The organism is Azospirillum halopraeferens DSM 3675 (assembly GCF_000429625.1).
Classification (GTDB): Bacteria; Pseudomonadota; Alphaproteobacteria; order Azospirillales; family Azospirillaceae; genus Azospirillum; species Azospirillum halopraeferens.
In genome coordinates, this window is sequence record NZ_KE386931.1 from 53,560 (window position 1) to 71,459 (window position 17,900).

Annotated in this window: 16 protein-coding genes and 3 tRNA genes; 11 read left to right on the forward strand and 8 right to left on the reverse strand. The window is 70.2% G+C overall.

Going from position 1 to position 17,900, the window contains the following annotated elements; genetic code table 11:
* Positions 1–91: 91 nt before the first annotated feature.
* Positions 92–760 carry a hypothetical protein gene (locus G472_RS0130125; RefSeq protein WP_029011370.1) on the forward strand — a complete coding sequence of 223 codons (669 nt, stop codon included), beginning with the start codon at positions 92–94 and terminating at the stop codon, positions 758–760.
* Between the two features lie 51 nt (positions 761–811).
* Complete coding sequence (locus G472_RS40465; protein ID WP_245593630.1) at positions 812–1,450, forward strand: response regulator transcription factor; 639 nt, start codon at positions 812–814, stop codon at positions 1,448–1,450.
* 84 nt (positions 1,451–1,534) lie between these two features.
* Here the strand turns inward: G472_RS40465 and G472_RS0130135 are convergent, their stop codons facing one another.
* From G472_RS0130135 to G472_RS0130150, 4 genes are all read right to left on the reverse strand, one after another.
* Positions 1,535–3,625 carry a site-specific integrase gene (locus tag G472_RS0130135; RefSeq protein ID WP_029011371.1) on the reverse strand — a complete coding sequence of 697 codons (2,091 nt, stop codon included), beginning with the start codon at positions 3,623–3,625 and terminating at the stop codon, positions 1,535–1,537.
* A gap of 133 nt (positions 3,626–3,758) precedes the next feature.
* Positions 3,759–3,832: transfer RNA gene (locus G472_RS0130140), tRNA-Gln, on the reverse strand.
* 3 nt (positions 3,833–3,835) lie between these two features.
* Positions 3,836–3,910: transfer RNA gene (locus tag G472_RS0130145), tRNA-Gly, on the reverse strand.
* Between the two features lie 4 nt (positions 3,911–3,914).
* Positions 3,915–3,991, reverse strand: a tRNA-Asp gene (locus tag G472_RS0130150).
* Between the two features lie 88 nt (positions 3,992–4,079).
* Here G472_RS0130150 and G472_RS0130155 point away from each other — a divergent pair.
* A complete protein-coding gene (locus G472_RS0130155; RefSeq protein ID WP_029011372.1) occupies positions 4,080–4,736 on the forward strand; it encodes a class I SAM-dependent methyltransferase in 657 nt (218 codons plus the stop codon).
* Positions 4,737–4,765: 29 nt separating this feature from the next.
* On the opposite strand, the gene G472_RS0130160 is transcribed toward G472_RS0130155, so the two are convergent.
* Positions 4,766–5,293 carry a gamma carbonic anhydrase family protein gene (locus G472_RS0130160; RefSeq protein ID WP_029011373.1) on the reverse strand — a complete coding sequence of 176 codons (528 nt, stop codon included), beginning with the start codon at positions 5,291–5,293 and terminating at the stop codon, positions 4,766–4,768.
* A gap of 421 nt (positions 5,294–5,714) precedes the next feature.
* A complete protein-coding gene (locus G472_RS0130170; RefSeq protein ID WP_035694280.1) occupies positions 5,715–6,131 on the reverse strand; it encodes a universal stress protein in 417 nt (138 codons plus the stop codon).
* Between the two features lie 314 nt (positions 6,132–6,445).
* Here G472_RS0130170 and G472_RS0130175 point away from each other — a divergent pair, with 314 nt between their 5' ends.
* From G472_RS0130175 to G472_RS0130185, 3 genes are all read left to right on the forward strand, one after another.
* The gene (locus G472_RS0130175) at positions 6,446–7,471 is read left to right on the forward strand and encodes a Bug family tripartite tricarboxylate transporter substrate binding protein (protein ID WP_029011375.1); all 1,026 of its coding nucleotides are present in this window, start codon (positions 6,446–6,448) and stop codon (positions 7,469–7,471) included.
* A gap of 80 nt (positions 7,472–7,551) precedes the next feature.
* A complete protein-coding gene (locus G472_RS0130180; RefSeq protein WP_029011376.1) occupies positions 7,552–8,061 on the forward strand; it encodes a tripartite tricarboxylate transporter TctB family protein in 510 nt (169 codons plus the stop codon).
* Between the two features lie 221 nt (positions 8,062–8,282).
* The gene (locus G472_RS0130185) at positions 8,283–9,740 is read left to right on the forward strand and encodes a tripartite tricarboxylate transporter permease (protein WP_245593631.1); all 1,458 of its coding nucleotides are present in this window, start codon (positions 8,283–8,285) and stop codon (positions 9,738–9,740) included.
* Positions 9,741–9,803: 63 nt separating this feature from the next.
* Here the strand turns inward: G472_RS0130185 and G472_RS0130190 are convergent, their stop codons facing one another.
* Positions 9,804–10,007, reverse strand: coding sequence for a hypothetical protein (locus tag G472_RS0130190; RefSeq protein WP_029011378.1), 204 nt, complete (start codon positions 10,005–10,007; stop codon positions 9,804–9,806).
* Between the two features lie 177 nt (positions 10,008–10,184).
* On the opposite strand from G472_RS0130190, the gene G472_RS0130195 reads away from it, so the two are divergent.
* The 4 genes from G472_RS0130195 (at position 10,185) to G472_RS0130210 (ending at position 13,501) form a co-directional block, all read left to right on the forward strand.
* Positions 10,185–10,865, forward strand: a complete 681-nt coding sequence (locus tag G472_RS0130195; RefSeq protein WP_029011379.1) for a CBS domain-containing protein — start codon at positions 10,185–10,187, stop codon at positions 10,863–10,865.
* Between the two features lie 91 nt (positions 10,866–10,956).
* Positions 10,957–11,721: a GntR family transcriptional regulator gene (locus G472_RS36550; RefSeq protein ID WP_051341642.1), complete on the forward strand. Its 765-nt coding sequence runs from the start codon at positions 10,957–10,959 to the stop codon at positions 11,719–11,721.
* A gap of 217 nt (positions 11,722–11,938) precedes the next feature.
* Positions 11,939–12,424 carry a CBS domain-containing protein gene (locus G472_RS0130205; RefSeq protein WP_029011380.1) on the forward strand — a complete coding sequence of 162 codons (486 nt, stop codon included), beginning with the start codon at positions 11,939–11,941 and terminating at the stop codon, positions 12,422–12,424.
* Between the two features lie 147 nt (positions 12,425–12,571).
* Positions 12,572–13,501, forward strand: coding sequence for a histone deacetylase family protein (locus G472_RS0130210; RefSeq protein WP_029011381.1), 930 nt, complete (start codon positions 12,572–12,574; stop codon positions 13,499–13,501).
* Positions 13,502–13,534: 33 nt separating this feature from the next.
* On the opposite strand, the gene G472_RS0130215 is transcribed toward G472_RS0130210, so the two are convergent.
* The gene (locus G472_RS0130215) at positions 13,535–14,563 is read right to left on the reverse strand and encodes an amino acid ABC transporter substrate-binding protein (RefSeq protein ID WP_029011382.1); all 1,029 of its coding nucleotides are present in this window, start codon (positions 14,561–14,563) and stop codon (positions 13,535–13,537) included.
* A 176-nt stretch (positions 14,564–14,739) separates the two neighbouring features.
* On the opposite strand from G472_RS0130215, the gene G472_RS37820 reads away from it, so the two are divergent.
* Complete coding sequence (locus tag G472_RS37820) at positions 14,740–17,694, forward strand: hybrid sensor histidine kinase/response regulator (RefSeq protein WP_281173382.1); 2,955 nt, start codon at positions 14,740–14,742, stop codon at positions 17,692–17,694.
* The last annotated feature ends 206 nt before the right edge of the window (positions 17,695–17,900 follow it).

Below are 17,900 nucleotides of genomic sequence, written 5' to 3' on the forward strand. Positions count from 1 at the left end.
GACGTGACGCCCGGTCGGGCCGCGGCGGCGCGTTGGCGGCGCCGCGGCCCGACCGGGCGTCACCGTTCCACAGCCAACGAGAGCCATTCCGATGTCCAGCATGCCCGAATCCCTTCATTCTCCCCTTGCGGCCGTCCGTCGCCTGCAGGCGGCCTACACGGCTTGCCCCACGCCGCAGGGCCTCGTTGCGCTCGCCCGCGCCCACGCCGCCGCGGGTGACGTCGCGGCGGCGCGCCGTTTGGCCCGGGAGGTGGTCGACGCCGTCGACCGCGATCCGGACGGAACTCCGCCGTGGTTGGCCGACGACGCCAGGGCCATCCTCGACGGCGCCGACGGCCGCGCGCCCAACGCACCGGCGTCGGCGCAGGATCTCGTCGGTCGGATCGTGCGGCTGGCGGCCTGGCCCAGGCGGGTGGTCGTCGACGCCGACGGTGTGGCCGTCTACTGCCGTCGCCCCGAGACGGCGCTGGACCTGCTCGATGGCATTGTCGTCCATCGTGTTGTGGTGGTCGGCGTCGGGTCCGACGTCGACCCTGACCTCGAGCTGCGCGTTGCCGAGGTGCTGCAGGCCTGCACGTGCGGCGACCTGCCCGGCGTCCATGGTGAGCGCGCGCTGCGGGATCTCGCCGGCGATCTGGCGGACCTTGGCCGGCGTCTCCTCCTGGGACACCACCGGTCCCCTGGCCAGCCGGAGGTGACGGCCGTGGTGGCCATCGCGCCGCATCACACCCTCAGCCTCGACGTCGTCGTCTCCCTGTAACGCTGGCACGCGCGGTGGCCCGGCGGGGCTGCCGCGCCAAGGAGCATCACCATGACTTCATTGGATTTGGCCGTTTCCGGCCGGGCCGTGGTCGCCATCCGTCAGCCGCTGCTCGGCCACGGACTTGCCCGGCTCGTCGAGCAGGCCGGCGTGGTGGACGGTGTCGACATCGTCGGCGACCCGTCGGACATCGCGGCGGGGGCCGGCTACCGGTTCGCCCTGGTCCGGGCCGACGCGGACGGCACCCTCCGGGCCGACGTCCGCGCCCTCACCCTGGTCGGTGCCGCCGATCACGTGGTGGCCGTCCTGGACGGCCGGGACGCCCCCTGGTCGCCGACCATCCTCCGGGGCGCCGACGCCGTGTTGCACGGTGACGAGGGCCCCGCCGACATCGCCGCCATCCTGCGGCTGGTTGGCCGGGGATGTGGGGTGGTGTCGCAGCCGGCGCTGCGGCCGCTGCGCCGGCCGGTCGTGGCGCCGTTGCCGCCGCCGCCGGCGCTGGGTCTCACGCCGCGCCAGCAGGACGTGGCCGCGCTGCTCGCCACCGGCGCGCCCAACAAGGTGGTCGCCCACCGCCTCGGCATCGCCGAGGGGACGGTCAAGATCCATCTCTCCCAGATCTATCGGCTGCTCGGGGTCAGCAACCGCGGCCAGTTCATCGCGCGGTGGCTTGCCCGGGAGCCGGCATGATCCCGTAGCGACGGCCGGCGCCGGACGCCTCCACCACCCGGCGCTCCCGACCGGCTTGGCCGGAGCGCCGGGCGGTGGAGGCGGTCAGTCGGCGAGGTGACCGACATCGAGCTGCCAGAGCTCCAGCGCGCGCCGCAGATCGGCCAGGGTCAGGCCGGCGTTGTAGTCGTCCGCCGTGATGTCGCCGGCGGTGCTGTGGCCCAGCAGCGCCTTGATGGTCGTCTCGTTCACGCCGCGGCGGAGCAAGTGCGTGTTGAGGCTCGTCCTGAACGAATGGAAATCCTTCGACGGCTCGTAGACGCCGATCTTCCTTCGGTACTCGGTCCACCACAGGCTGAAGGCATGGCCGTATGTGCCGAAACCGCCACCGCGCCGCAATTCGGGAAACAGTTGCTTGGCTCCTTCCGCTCGCCGGGCCGCGGCCTGCTTCGGCAGGCCCAGGCGGACCAGGGTCGAATGGAGCGGCACCACCCGGGTGCTCGACGCGGTCTTCAACGTCTGCCCCGCACCTTCCCGGATGCGGACGACCGCCATCCCGTCCTGCTCGCCGATGTCCTCCGGCCTGAGTTGCAGGATCTCCTCCAGGCGCATGCCCTGATGCGCCGCGATCAGCGGAGCCCAGTACCGGGCGTCGCGCGGCGGCGGGCGGTCCGACGGCGTGGCGCGCAACCGGTCGTCGACGCAGCCGGTCCAGGCCGGCGACCGGAACAAGCGTTCCAGCTCGTCCACTTCGTAGGCGCGCCGCTTCCGACGGTGCTTCCGGATCAGTGACTTCTCGTACAGCTGGCTGCCGAACACCGAGCTGTCCGGATCGCGGCCGAGATAGGCCATAGCCTCCCTAAAAATCACGTTCAAAAAATTGAGGTGCTTGTTGACGGTCGTAAGGGAGTAGCGTTCGACGTGCCACGTTTCGTTGTCGTCGTCCCGATGGACACCATGGACGCTCGCGGGGGAGATCGTCCCGTCGTTCAACGCCTGCTCGAGGGCGTTCGCCTCGGCAACGAGCTGACGCACCGTGAGCCGCGCATAGCGGCCCTTGCCGGCCAGCTTCGGCAGGTCGAGCAGGATCTCCTTGTAGTCACGGGCGTCGGCGTTCGTCACCTGATCGACGGCGACATCGCCGCGGAATTCAACAAACATGCGGACGGTCGTCGTGGCGTCCGCGACCGACTTGTCGTTCCAGCCCTTGCCCCGCTTCAACTTGATGCACTTCTGCAGCATCTGGGTGACCGTCGGGGCTGGTGTCCGTGTGGCGGGGGCGTCCGGGGCGGCGACGGGAGGCGGCACCGTTCGGGTCGAGACCTCGCCGGGGTCCGATGCGCGCGACGCCGCTTGGTTCTGGACCGCGGCCAGAACGGACAAGGCGTGGCGTTCGACCGAGGCGCGGTCATGGCCCTCGATCGCCGGCAGGTCCAGGCCGTCGAGCGCCCGCCCGACGTGGTCTTTCGCCAACGCCCCGTCGCGCCGCCGCGACGCGTCCTCGCACATGCCCTGGACGCCACGGGCGATGGTGTCGCGGATCTGCGACGCACCGCGCGCCGTCGTCACCTGCGCCGGCGGGGCAGGGTGGCGGGCGACGAGGTCCCGGATCGCCCGATCGAGGTCCGGCGGCAGCGTGGCCCCACGGTGGACGGGACCACCATCGGCCGGCCCATCGGCTTCGTCGACCGCCGGCGTCGTTTCCACAGTGGCGGCTGCCGCGTCGCCGGCACCGTCGGAGCCGAGGGTCGCGATCCCATCCCCGCGGCCCGCCAGCGGGTCCCGCAGGTCGGCGTCACTCACCTCGGCCATGCCGCCCTGCCCGGCAAGCCACGTCAGATAGGTCTGGGCGAGGGCTTCCGGCACCACGATGCCGCGGGATGCCGCCGGACGCGGGACGAACCCGAGGTCGGGCGGCCACGGAGCCCGCCTTGCCTCCTCCCGGGCCAGGGCGTCGTCGCGCACCTTGGCCAGGATGGCCGTCAGCGTGTCCGGGGCGAGCGGCGTCGGGTGCATGCGCAAGTCCTCCAGAGCCAGATCGAGGAGCAGGGCGAGGCGCCGGGCTCCTCGGAGGACGCTCGTCTTGAGCGATAGGCTCAGTCTCCCCTGCGGCGCCGTCAGCCGCAAGTCGGCGGGGATCCGGCGGCGCCAATGCCAGGTCTGATGGCGCAGGATCAGGTGGGAGGCATGGCCCATGCTCGCGGTGCTCGGTTTCTGGCCGGGCGGTGCGCTGGGCAGCAGGTGTGGGCACCAGCTCTGGGCACCACCGGCACTGGATTGCCGGGGCAGCGGAGCCAAGCTGTTGATTCTAAAGCGAAATCGGGAGAGATGGTTGGGGGACTAGGATTCGAACCTAGGCTGGCGGAGTCAGAGTCCGCTGTCCTACCGCTAGACGATCCCCCAACATGGAGCGGGCGAAGGGATTCGAACCCTCGACCCCAACCTTGGCAAGGTTGTGCTCTACCCCTGAGCTACGCCCGCAACATGGCGCGAGTGACGGGACTTGAACCCGCGGCCTCCGGCGTGACAGGCCGGCGCTCTAACCAACTGAGCTACACCCGCAAAAGGGAAGCGGTATGTACGAAAACGCCGGGGCCGTTGCAAGCGCTTTTTTCGTCGCGACGGCGGAATTCCTCTGCCACCATGGCGCATGCACCCACACCACGACGATCCCGCCCGCTGCCCCCTGTGCGGGGCCCCCGGGGCGGCGCCCTTCGCCACCGTGCGGGGGCGGCGGTACCGGCGCTGCGGGACCTGCCGGCTGACGTTCCTGGAACCGGCGCAGCGGCCCGACGCGGCCGCCGAACGCGCGGAATACGCCTTGCACACCAACGATCCGGCGGACCCGCGCTACCGCCGCTTCCTGGCGCGTGCCACCGACCCGCTGCTCGACCGGCTGGCCCCGGGGGCCGAAGGGCTGGACTTCGGCTGCGGGCCGGGGCCGGCGGTGCCGGCCATGCTGGGGGAACGGGGATTCGCCGTGCGCACCTGGGACCCGTTCTTCGCCCCCGACGCCGACGCGCTGGCGCGCACCTACGATTTCGTGGTCTGCACCGAGGTGGCGGAGCACTTCCACCGGCCGGACGCCGCATTCGCCCGCATCGACGGGCTGCTGCGGCCGGGCGGCTGGCTCGCCCTGATGACCGGCATCCTGCGTGACGACACCGCCTTCGCCGGCTGGCCCTACATCCGCGAGGCCAGCCACGTGGTCTTCTACCGGCCGCAAACGCTGGACTGGATTGCCCGCCGCTTCGGCTGGACCGCGGAGCCCGCCGGGACCGACGTCGTGCTGTTCGGCAAACCCTGACGTCCCGCGGCGCGGCGTAGCCTCCGGCGTCAGCCCCGGCTCACCGGCGTCAGACGGGCGGCATACACCCGCGCGCGCTCCACATAAACGGCGGCGGGCTGGCGCAGGCGCTCCAGATCGGCGTCGCTCACCTCCCGCACGATCCGGCCGGGCATCCCCATCACCACCGACCGGTCGGGGATCTCCTTGCCTTCGCCGATCAGGGCGTGGGCGCCGATCAGGCAGTCGCGGCCGATGCGCGCCCCGTTCAGGACGGTGGCGCCGATGCCCACCAGCGTGCCGTCGCCGATGGTGCAGCCGTGCAGCATTGCCAGGTGCCCCACCGTCACCCCGCGGCCCAGCGTCAGCGGGTAGCCGGGATCGACGTGCAGCACCGCATTATCCTGCACGTTGCTGCCGGCGCCGATGACCACCCGGTCCAGTTCGGCCCGGATCACCGCCCCCCACCACACCGAAACGTCCTCCGCCAGTTCCACATCACCCACCACGGTGGCGGTGGGGGCGACCCAGGCGGTCGGTGCAAGGCGCGGGGTAGTGTCGTCGATGGCGTAAATCACGGGCGCGTCCTCCGGTGCGGGCAGGGATGGCGCCGATTCAACGTCAGACCGCCGCCGCACGCCAGCCCTTTCACAACAGGCGCAGTCGGCGGGCAGCACCGGGGTCCGGTCCCGGCGGAAAACTGTGGATTCCAAATTCTGAATCTGGCATACCAGCAACGCCGCCGCACCGGCGCGACGGCCCGCCCGAAGATTTGTGGGATTAGCGGGTCGGGTATGCGCGAACTTCATGGGTAGGGCGGGAGTCGGCCGCGGGGACATCCCGGCGGCCGCGATGGCGCGTGGCGACCGGGTTTTCCACATGGTGGAAATCCGGCGGCGGTCCGTGGTGACCGCCCCTTGCGGGACGCCGGGGCTCGCCTAACCCCGGCTCCCGGCGGTGCGCGCGGCGGATTTCAAGGCCGCCGCGCGCGGTTCCGGCTTATTTGACGACGGTTACCGGGACCTCGGCCAGGTTCAGAACCCGCGTCGTGGTGGAGCCCAGCAGCAGGTTCGGCAGCGGGCTCAGGCCCCGGCTGCCGATGACGATCTGGGTGCAGCCCAGCTCGGTCGCGTGCCGCACGATGGTCTCCGCGACACTGCCCAGCGCGATGTGGTCGTGGTGGGCGATGCCCGCGTCGCTCAACCTCTGGCGCGCGCCGTCCAGGGCCTTGCGCCCCTCCTCCTCATGATACGCATGCCGCTCCGCCTCACCGACGAAGTCGCTGACCGCGCTGGGCAGCGGGTGCTGCACGTTCAAAAGAAAAACCTCGGCATCCGTTCTTGCGAACGTCTTGGCAATGTAGTCAACGGCGTGCAGAGAGGGTTCGGATCCATCAACCGGTACCAGGATTTTCATTCTTTTCTCCATGGTTCATCGAACGCCCCGAAGGGCCGCAGCGGTGCCGGAGCATGCCACCCCATTCCTGTATCCCGTGCATATGGCCCGGTATCCGGTCCATTGCAAGTAGAGTGCCAATAGGCGCCAAAGCCTTGAAGACCCCCGGCAGGAGCAGAGAGAAAGCTGTTGATTCCAACACTGCATGCCAGATACCGTATCCCAAGCGGTCAATCAGTGTCACCAATCATCAGTGCCATGCACAGGGAATGATGACTGCAAATCAGAAACCCGGGAGGATTGGGGTCCCGGCCAGTGAGGGAAGGAAACAGCACATGAAAGTCGTCAAGCATCCGCGTCTTGCCACGGCGGCCACGTTCGCGACGGCGGTTCTCGGGGCGACCGCCCTGTCGGCGCTTCCGACCACTGCCTTCGCCTGGGAGCCGACCAAGTCGGTGGAATTCGTGGTGCCGGCCGGCACCGGCGGCGGCGCCGATCAGATGGCCCGCATGATCCAGGGCGTGATTCAGAAGAACAATCTGATGAAGCAGCCCATCGTCGTGGTCAACAAGTCCGGCGGCGCCGGTGCCGAGGGCTTCCTCGACATCAAGGGCTCCAAGGGCGAAGAGCACAAGATCATCATCACGCTGTCCAACCTGTTCACCACCCCGCTGGCGACGGGTGTTCCCTTCTCCTATAAGGACATGACCCCGGTGGCCATGCTGGCGCTGGACAACTTCGTCCTGTGGGTCAACACCGCGTCCCCGTACCAGAGCGCCAAGGAATTCATCGACGCCGTGAAGACGGCCGGCCCCAACAAGTACAAGATGGGCGGCACCGGCTCCAAGCAGGAAGACCAGATCATCACCGTCGGCATCGACGCCACGGCGGGCACCAAGTTCACCTACATCCCCTACAAGGGCGGCGGCGACGTGGCGGCGCAGCTCGTCGGCAACCACGTCAACTCCTCGGTCAACAACCCGATCGAGGCGGTGTCCCAGTGGCGCGCCGGGGCGCTGCGCCCCTTGTGCGTCTTCGACGACGAGCGCATCCCGCTCAAGGAGCCGATCGCCGGCACCCAGTCGTGGAACGACATCCCCACCTGCAAGGAGTCCGGCCTCGACGTCACTTACACCATGCTGCGCGGCATCATGATGCCGGCCGGGGTCAGCAAGGACGTGGTCGATTATTACGTCGACCTCTTCCAGAAGGTCCGTGAGACCCCGGAATGGAAGGATTTCATGGAGAAGGGCGCCTTCAACACGACCTTCATGACCGGCGACGACTACACCAAATGGCTGGCGTCGGCGGACGAGCAGCACCGCAAGCTGATGACCGACGCGGGCCTGGCCAAGAAGTAACGGCCCGCCACCGTGTGTCCCGGCCCCGGAGCGCCGCCTCCGGGGCCCCATTCGGGAGCTGACTCCCGGGGAGTTGGAACGTGGATCACGAAACCGAAAGCAGCGCCCCGGTCGTCTCGAACCGGGTCATGGAAATCGTCGTCGCCGGGCTGTTCGCCCTGTTCTCCATCATCGTCATGATGGACAGCGCCCGGGTCGGTGCCGGCTGGGCATCGGACGGCCCGGAGGCCGGCTACTTTCCCTTCTACGTCGGCCTGATCATGCTGGTCAGCGCCCTGGCCATCATGGGCACGGCGATCTTCCGGCAGACCAACGCCGACAGCGGCACCTTCGTGGAAAAGCACCAGCTTGCGCTGGTCCTCCAGGTGCTGGTGCCCAGCAGCGTCTTCGTCGCCCTGGTGTCGTTCCTCGGCATCTACGTGGCGGCCGCCATCTTCATCGCCTTCTTCATGTACTGGGTCGGCAAGTACCCGGTGCAGAAGATCGTCCCCGTCGCGGTCGGGGTTCCGGTCGCCCTCTTCGTCGCCTTCGAGATCTGGTTCCTGGTGCCGCTGCCCAAGGGACCGGTGGAAGCGATGCTCGGGTTCTGACGCCCGCATCACGCAGCGAAACGACCTGACACCAGTTTTTCGTGCCGCATTCCGCCCGTTGCGGGGCCGCCCGGCTCCCGGCGCACACCCCCCGTGCGCCCGGACGGCGGACAACGGGCGGGGCGGCTCCACCGGGCAGCAACAGGGAGGGTACTTTGGAAGCGCTCGGGTCACTTATACAGGGCTTCGGCGTCGTCGCCGACCCCATGAACATCGTTTATATGTTCATCGGTATCACGCTGGGTGTCCTCATCGGCGTGCTGCCGGGTCTCGGCGGGGCCAATGGCGTGGCCATTCTCCTGCCGCTGACCTTCGGCATGTCGCCGACCTCGGCCATCATCATGCTGTCCTGCATCTACTGGGGCGCGCTGTTCGGCGGCGCCATAACCAGCGTCCTGTTCAACATTCCCGGCGAGCCATGGTCGGTGGCAACAACCTTCGACGGGCACCCCATGGCCCAGAAGGGCCACGCCGGCGAGGCGCTGACGACCGCCTTCACCTCGTCCTTCTTCGGCGCCTTCTTCGCGGTCATCGTCATCACCTTCCTGGCCCCGGTGATCGCCGCCTTCGCCCTGCAGTTCGGGCCGGCGGAATTCTTTGCGGTCCAGATGCTGACCTTCTGCAGTTTCGTCGGCATGGGCAGCGACTCCCCCTTCAAGGTGCTGTGTGCCATGATGCTGGGCTTCGCGCTGGCCGCCGTCGGCATCGACACGGTGACGGGCGAGCTGCGCATGACCTTCGGGTCGGTGGAGCTGCTGCGCGGCTTCGACTTCCTGATCGCGGTCATCGGCTTGTTCGGCATCGGCGAAATCCTGCTGACCATGGAAGAGGGGCTGGCCTTCCGCGGCAAGTCCGCCCGGATCAGCGCCACCGTCGTCTGGCGCACCTGGAAGCAACTGCCGAAGTACTGGGTCACCGCCATGCGCGGGTCCATCGTCGGCTGCTGGATGGGCATCACCCCCGGCGGTGCCACCCCGGCCTCGTTCATGAGCTATGGCCTGGCCAAGCGCTTCTCGCGCAACGGCAGCAAGTTCGGCACCGGTGAGATGGAAGGCGTCGTGGCGCCCGAGACGGCGGCCCACGCCGCCGGCACCAGCGCGCTGCTGCCCATGCTGACGCTGGGCATCCCCGGCTCGCCCACCGCGGCGGTGCTGCTGGGCGGCCTGCTGATCTGGGGTCTGCAACCCGGTCCGCTGCTGTTCGTCGAACAGGCCGACTTCGTGTGGGGCCTCATCGCCTCCATGTACCTGGGCAACATCGCCGGCCTGATCGTGGTGCTGACCACGGTGCCGCTGTTCGCCGCGATCCTGCGCATCCCCTTCAGCATCATCGCGCCGGTCATCGTGGTGATCTGCGCCGTCGGCGCCTACACCGTGCACAACGCCTTCTTCGACGTGGTGCTGATGCTGGTGTTCGGCGTGCTCGGCTACATCTTCAAGAAGCTGTCCTACCCGCTGGCGCCGCTGGTCCTGGCGCTGGTGCTGGGCGACATGGCGGAAGGGTCGTTCCGCCAGGCCATGCTGGTCTCGCAGGGTGACCTGGCGATCTTCTGGTCCAACTACCTGGTCGGCGGGATCATCACCCTGGCCCTGTTCATGCTCTTCTGGCCGGTGATCAGCACCTTCATCCGCCGGAAGTCCGGCACCACGGGCGGCACCGAGGCGGTCGCCGCGAAGTAGCCCGGACCGGGAAGCGGCGGGCGGCGCACCGCCGCCTTCCGTCCCCCGGACACGCCGGCGCCGTCACGCCGCGCGGCGGTCGGTGGAACGGCCCGGCCGGTTGCTGTTGGCCGGGCCGTGGCGGTCGGGGCGGGCCATGGCCCGGACGTCGGTCACGATCTCCCACAGGATGCGGGGATCACGGGTCACGATCTCGGTCACCACCGTCGCCAGGGCGGCGACGGGGATGATGACGGCAAGGGCCTGGAGCGCGGTGTCGAGGGTCATGGGGGTCCCTGGTCTTTGAATGCGCCGGGCGTCCGGCGCAGCGGCGCGGCAGGGATGCCGCAAACCGCGGCCGGGCTCAACGCGACCGCATGTCGCAGACCCCATGGCGCATACCGAATGCCACCGAAGGCTTTCAAGGGCGGATCAGACATTTCCGGTCGGACAAGGAGAGGCAACATGCAAGCCAAGCACGTCATGACGTCGCCGGTGATCACGGTGACCCCCGACACACCGGTGCCGGACATCGCGGCCCTTCTGCTGCAACGCCGCATCAGCGGCGTCCCCGTGACGGAAGCGGACGGCCGTCTGGTCGGCATCGTCACCGAGGGCGACCTGCTGCACCGCGCCGAGACCGGCACCGAGCGTCGCCGCTCGCGCTGGCTGGAGATCTTCACCGGCGGCCGCGGCCAGGCCACCGACTACGTGAAGTCCCACGGCACCCGCGCCGCCGACGTGATGACCCGCCACGTCATCACCGTCGGGCCGGACACCGAGCTGACGGACATCGCCAGCCTGATGGAGCGCGAGCGGGTGAAGCGCGTTCCCGTCAGCGACGACGGCCGGGTCGTCGGCATCGTCAGCCGGGCCAACCTGCTGCACGGCCTGGTGGCCTACCGCACGCCGCAGCCGCGCACGACCGGCGATGCGGCGATCCGCGAAACCCTCCTGGGGCGGCTGGGCGACGAGGCGTGGATCGACGTGAACCACGTGAACATCGTGGTCAATGACGGCGTCGTGCACCTGTGGGGCGTCGTCGACAACGACGACCAGCGCCACGCCCTGCGCGTGGCTGCCGAGAGCGTTCCCGGCGTCCGCGGCATCGAGGAGCACCTTCACCGCAACCGTTTCGTCGAATGAGGGACGGCGCGCGGCGGCGCCGGCGGAAGCGGCTGCCGGACCGTCCGGACGCGCCATCCGACCCGTGACTTCCAGACAGGAGCGACCCTCGATGCCCCCTCCCGCCATCAACGTCCAGCCGGTGGACGTCGGGACGACGTTCCGCAGCCAGGTCTATCGGACGTTGAAGCACGCCATCATCGACATGGACATCTACGACCACCCCGGCGAGGTGCGGCTCGACGAACGCCAGCTCAGCGACCAGCTCGGCGTCAGCCGCACCCCCATCCGCGAGGCGCTCACCCTGCTGGAGCAGGAAGGCTTCGTGCGGCTGGAGCCGCGGCGCGGCATCTTCGTCGTGCGCAAGACCAAGCAGGAGATCATCGAGATGATCATCGCCTGGGCGGCGCTGGAGAGCATGGCCGCGCGCCTGGCCGCCGAACGGGCGAGCGACGACGACCTGCGGTCCCTGTGGGACCTGTTCCGCGACTTCGAGGAGCGGAGCCCGGCCGACCATATGAAGGAGTACTCGGACGCCAACGTCGCCTTCCACAAGACGATCATCCGACTGAGCGGGGCGCGGCTGCTGCAGGACATGACGGACAACCTGTTCATCCACATCCGCGCCATCCGCAAGCTGACCATCGGCCGCGACAACCGCGCCGAACGCTCCATCCAGGACCATCGGGAGATCATCACCGCCCTGGAACTGCGCGACGCCGAGGCGGCGGGGCGTCTGGCGCGCGAGCACACGCTGGGGCTGGCGGCTCACGTGGAGCGTCACGGCGACTTCCTGGACTGGCTCGACCAGCTTTCGGAACCCCGGGGCCGCGGCGACATCGGCCTGGCGCTGAGCCTGACCGGAGGGGTGCGGTAACGCCGCCCCTCTGTTGGACTTAAGAACTATCCGCTGGCCGCACGAACGCGTTGACATTTTGAATATGGTATACCAGTATACCAGGGACGACGGCAGCGGCAACCGGGTTCCGCCGCCCGCCGCGGACCACCGCGACGCCATGCGCTCAGCACCGCTCCGCCGGTCACCGGCGGCGCCCTGGCGACGTCCAGCAATCGACACGCGAGGAGGCAGTGTCATGAAGGTCGAAGACATTCTCCGCAGGAAGGGTACGCGGATCAACATGGTTCGCATCAACGAATCGGTGGAGACCGCGCTGACGCTGATGCGCCGTGAGAACATCGGCGCCCTCGTCGTGAAGGACGTGTGCCGCACCGAAGGCAACACCGTGGTCGGGGTCATTTCCGAGCGCGACGTGGTGCGCGGCCTGGTCGACCGCGGCCCGGCGATCCTTGCCCAGCCGGTGTCGGAGCTGATGAGCCGCAACCCCATCATCTGCCACCCCTCCGACACGCTGCGCCACGTGCTGACGCTGATGGACGAACATTCCATCCGTCATGTGCCGGTGCTGGACGACGGAACCCTGGTCGGCGTGGTCAGCGTCCGCGATCTGATCAAGAACCGGCTGTTGGTTCGTGACGAGGAACCGGTCGTTGCCGCCGCCGCCCCCGCCGCCGGTCCCGCCGGCGAACGCTGGGACGGCACGGCCGCCGTCAGCCATTGAGGGTAGGGCGCCATCGCGGCGCCGGCCCGGAGGACGCACCCGCACGCGGCCGCCCGCCCCCTTGCGCGCCCTGACCGGTCGCGGGGTGCGGGCGGGCGCCGTCGTGCGTTGAGCATTGCCTGCACGAACGAGGGATGGGGACCGCCCGTGAGCACCATCATCATCACCCACGAGGATTTCCTGCACCACGACACCGGCCCCGGCCACCCGGAGCGGCCGGACCGCATCCGCGCGGTGTGGATGGCGCTGGAGCAGGAACCCTTCGCGGCCCTGCCGCGGCGCGAGGCGCCGCCGGCGACGCCCGACCAGCTCAAGGCCGTTCACCTGCCGGCCTATGTCGACATGGTGCTGGAGGCGCTGGACGAGGGCCGGGCCGCACGTCTCGACCCCGACACGGTGCTGTCGCCGGGCTCGCGCGGGGCCGTGCTGCGGGCCGCCGGTGCCGTGTGCGCCGGCGTCGACGCCGTGGTGGCGGGTGAGGCATCGACCGTCTTCTGCGCCGTGCGCCCCTGCGGTCACCATGCCGAGCAGGCGCGCCCCATGGGGTTCTGCGTCTTCAACAACGTGGCCGTCGGCATGGCGCACGCCCGCAACCGCCACGGCATCCAACGCATCGCCTGCGTCGATTTCGACGTCCACCACGGCAACGGCACCCAGGCGATGTTTTACGACGACGGCGACGCGCTGTTCGCGTCCACCCACCAGTCGCCGCTCTACCCCGGCACCGGGGCGGAGAGCGAGCGCGGGCGCTATGGCACCATCATCAACGTGCCCCTGGCGCCGGGGTCCGCCACCGACGCCTTCATGGCCGGGGTGGAGCGCCGCATCCTGCCGGCGCTGGACGCGTTCAAGCCGGAGCTGCTGTTCATCTCCGCCGGCTTCGACGCCCACGCCGACGACCCGCTGGCCGGTCTGGAGCTGGAGGGGGAGGACTTCGCCCGGGTCACCCGCGCCCTGGTCGACGTGGCGCGCCGCCACTGCGGCGGCCGCATCGTGTCGGTCCTGGAGGGCGGCTACGACCTCGCCGGCCTCGCCGACGGCTGCATGGCCCATGTGCGTGAGCTGATGGCCGCCTGACCCTCGCGCCGCCGCCGGGAGAGGCCGCGATGCTCAAAACGGCGGGGCGTAGTGGAGGCCCCCGTCCACCCACAGGGCGTTCAGCCCGCGCTCCAGCCCGATGCCGGAGCCGGAGCCGAGGTTGCGGTCGAACATCTCCGCGTAGTTGCCCACCGCCGCGATGGTCCGCTGTGCCCATTGCCCGTCCAGCCCCAGACCCTTGCCGGCGTCCGGGTCGCCGCCCAGCAGGCGCCGCACCTCGCGGTCGGCGATCCCGGCGGCGGTCTGCGGGTCCATGGACCGGGCGGCGACGGCGGTGACCTGCTTGTGCTCGGCGACGATGGTCGCCAGCAGGACCCAGCGGACGATCCGCTGCCATTGCGGATCGCCGTCCGCCACCACCGGGCCCAGCGGTTCGCGCGAGATGGTGTCGGAGAACAGCACCAGATCGTCGCGCCCGCCGATCATCGTGGACCGGCGCGCCGCCAGTTCGGCCCGGTCGCCGGTCACCAGATCGCAGTCCCGCGCGGCGAAGCGGCGGAACTTCTCGTCGCTGCTGCTGCTCTCGACGATGCGGGCGGTGATGCCCAGAACGCGCAGATGGCCGGTCAGGTTGGCCAGCGAGGTGGTCCCGGACTGCACGCAGATGCGCCGTCCGGCGACCTGGTCCAGCCGCGTCAGGCCGGTGTCCCGCCACGCCATGAAGCTCTGGCCGTCGAAGTAATAGACGCCGGGGAAGGTGACGCCCAGACCCGTGTCGCGCCCCATCGTCCAGGTGGTCATGCCCAGTGCGACGTCGGTTTCGCCGTTCGTCAGGGCCTTGAACTTGTTGGCGGTGTTGACGCGCACCAGGTCGATGGCATCGGCGCTTCCCAGCACCGCCGCGGCCACGGCGCGGCAGACGTCCACGTCGAATCCGTGGGCCCGCCCGGTGGCGTCGACTCCGCTGAACCCCGGCGTCATGTCAATGCTGCACCGCACGACCAGGTTGCGCTTGACGCGATCGACCACCGCTTCCGCGCGCGCGGCGGTGCCGCAAAGAAGGCTGAGCGCAACAGCGGCAAATATGATAGGAATCGGCATCGCGTCCGGCCCTCTCGTCGGCAACCTGTCCGTGCTGACCGGGCGTGCGGGTGCCTCGGCGCCGCCGTCGTCCGATCCGGGGGGCAACCATTCCTCTTTTCCGCAGCATAGTCACGCGTTTTGCCGCCGGCGCCACCGCCTTCATCGCGCTCATCGGGGTGCTGGGCGTCGTGTTCATGCTGGCCGTGGACCGGCTGATCGACCTGTCCGCATCCATCCATGACCGGGAGTTGCCGTCTCTCAACGCCGCCTATCGGATCATCACCACGGCGCGCGATGTGTCGCAGGCGTCGCTGCGCATCGCCGAGGCCGCAACACCGGCGGAGCTGAGCACCGCGGCCGACCGGCTGCACGACGCGGGCGGCGTTCTCCTCGGCCATCTCGACGCCATGGCGGCCACCCTGGATGCCGACCGGGTCGCCGGCCTGCGCCGCGAGTTCGACTCGATCCGGGACCTGACCGCGACCCTGGAGCGGATCACGCGCGAACGACTGGAGGAGGAGGCGGCGCTCGCGCGCATCCTGTCCGGGCTGCGCGGCGACCGGGAGGGAGGGGCGGACCCGGCCGCCCGGGCGGCGGTCGCCGCGGCGGTGGCGGCAACGACGGCGACGGCGCCGCTGGCCGTGGTCCGGGCCCGCGCCGAGGTGGCGGAGCTGCTGGCCGCGGTCCCGGACGCGGCGGAGCGCAGCCGGCTGGAGGCGCTGCTGCCGGGCACCGGCGGCGTGCTCGACCGGCATGCCCGCATCCTGGAACTGGACACCAGGGGCCGCAACATGGTGCGTCACCTTCAGGACGACGGCGCCCGCTTCGATGCCCTGGCGGCCCGGCTGGCCGTGGATGCCGAGGAGGCGGTGCTGAACCACCGCCGGAGCACCCGGGAGGAGGCCGCACGCCTGCGCATCGTGTTCGCGACCGCGCTGGTGCTGGCGGTCGCATCGGTGGTCCTGCTGTTCCTGCTGTTCCAGTGGGACGTGCTGCGCCGGTTGCAGCGGCTGCGCCGCCAGATGCTGGCCGGGGTCGCCGGCCAGCCGGTGGTGCTGGACGAGGATGGGCCGCTGGAACTGGCCGACATGGCCGCGGCCGTGCGCGACTACATCCGGACCATCGAGCAGCGCACCGCCGACCTCGACCGCAGCCAGCGCTGCCTGGCCGAGCAGACGGCCGCCCTGGAGACCGTCAACGCCATCTCCGCCGATGCCATCGTGGGGACGGACGGGGAGGGCGTCATCACCCGGGCCAACCGGGCGGCGGGGGACCTGGTGGGCCGCCCCGCCGACGCGCTGGTGGGGCGCTCGTTCCGCGACCTGCTGCCGGAACGGGTGTGCGAGCGCCACCGCGCCGCCGTGGCGGCGCTGCTGGCCGGCCCGGACGCCTCGCTGTCGCTGACCGACTGGCGCGGCCTGGCGGTGTGCCACGCCGACGGGCGGGAGATCCCGGTGGTCGCCACCGTATCGGTGACCACCGTGTCCGGACACCGCCGCATCACCGTGACCGCCCGTGACATGAGCGAGACGCGGCGGATCGAGTCCGAGATCCAGGAGGCGCGCCGGGCGGCCGAGAGCGCCAACGCCGCCAAGTCCGCCTTCCTGGCGAACATGAGCCATGAGCTGCGCACGCCGCTCACGGGCATCATCGGCATGGCCGACCTGCTGGCGGACAGCCCCCTGGACGCCCGCCAGCGGGATGGCATCGACACCCTGCGCAGCTCGGCGCGGACGCTGCTGGCGGTGCTCAACGACCTGCTGGACCTGTCGAAGATCGACGCCGGGCGGCTGGAGCTGGAGTCCGTCGAATTCGACCTGGTCGAGGCGGTGAACGCTGCGGTGCGGCTGTTCCGGCCCATGGCGGACAGCCGCGGCATCGCCCTGACCCTGGACGTCCGCCCGCCCAGGGCCGGCGTCATGCCCGTGCGGGGCGATCCCACGCGGCTTCAGCAAGTGCTGTTCAACCTCGTCAGCAACGCCGTGAAGTTCACCGAGCGCGGCGCCGTGCGCATCGACCTGGAGATGGTGCCCGATACCGCGGCGGAGTGTTCCGTCCGGCTCGCCGTCACGGACACCGGCATCGGCATGTCGGCCGAACAGATGGCGCGCCTGTTCACCCCATTCACCCAGGGGGATTCGTCGATGACGCGCCGGTACGGCGGCACCGGGCTGGGGCTGTCGATCGCGCACCGGCTGGTCGGGCTGATGGGAGGATGCATCGAGGTGGACAGCCGGCCGGGCGAGGGATCGTGCTTCACGGTGCGGCTGTGCCTGCCGCGGGGTGAAACGGCCGCCGTTCCGCCCGCCCCGCCCGACCCGGTGAGCGCGCCGCCCTCCGCCAGGGCCGCCGGCCCGTTGCGCATCCTGGTGGCCGACGACAACGCGGTGAACCGCAGCCTGTTGCAGCAGTTCCTGGAGCGTGACGGCCACGCGGTGGAGCTGTGCGGCGACGGGCGCGAGGTGCTGGACCGGCTGGCCGATCCGCAGGCGCCGGTCCCCGACCTGATCCTCATGGACGTTCACATGCCGGAGGTCGACGGCCCCGCCGCCACGCGGGAGATCCGCCGCCGGCCGGCACCGGTGTCCCGATTGCCGGTGATCGCCCTGACCGCCGACGTTCTGCGGGAGCACGCCGCCACCTTCCGCGACGCGGGCATGAACGACGTCCTGACCAAGCCGGTGGACTGGGATCGGCTGCGGGCGGTGCTGGCACGGTTCGCACCCGCCGGCCCGGGGCCGGCCGCCGCCGCCGCCGCCCCGCTTCCGCTCCCGCTCCCGGCGCCGGTCCGCCACAACCCGGTGAACGGAGCCCGGCTGGAGGAGCTGCGGGACCTGTTCGGACCCGAAGGATTCGACGACCTGGTGCGCACCTTCCTGCGCGACGGCTCCGTCCAGTTCACCGCCCTGTGCGAGGCCCTGCGCGCCGGCGACCGGGCGGGCGGGCGATCCTTCGCCCATACCCTGAAGGGCCAGGCCCTCAACATGGGGGCGGAGCGGTTGGGCCGTCAGCTCGCCGCACTGGAAGCGGACCTGCGGACCGGCGGGCCCGGCATCGACCGGCTGGAGGAGCTGGAGAGGACCCTGAAGGCGACCGTCGAGGCGTTCGTCGACCGTCAGCCGGCGGCCGGCGCCGTGTCCCGGGGCTGACGCGCTTCGGTCGCAGACACCGCGGATCTCCGTACGCGGCGTCGCCGCATCGACCATGGAGGCATCATGCGCACCGCGGATCGCCCGCCGGGGCAACAGCCTCGCCCTCCGGCTTCCCCGCCCGATCGCCACCACGTCCAAAGGCTGCCCGTTCGACATCCCATGGCCGGACCGGCGCCTCTGTTGGCGCTTCGCTCCTGAAGCGG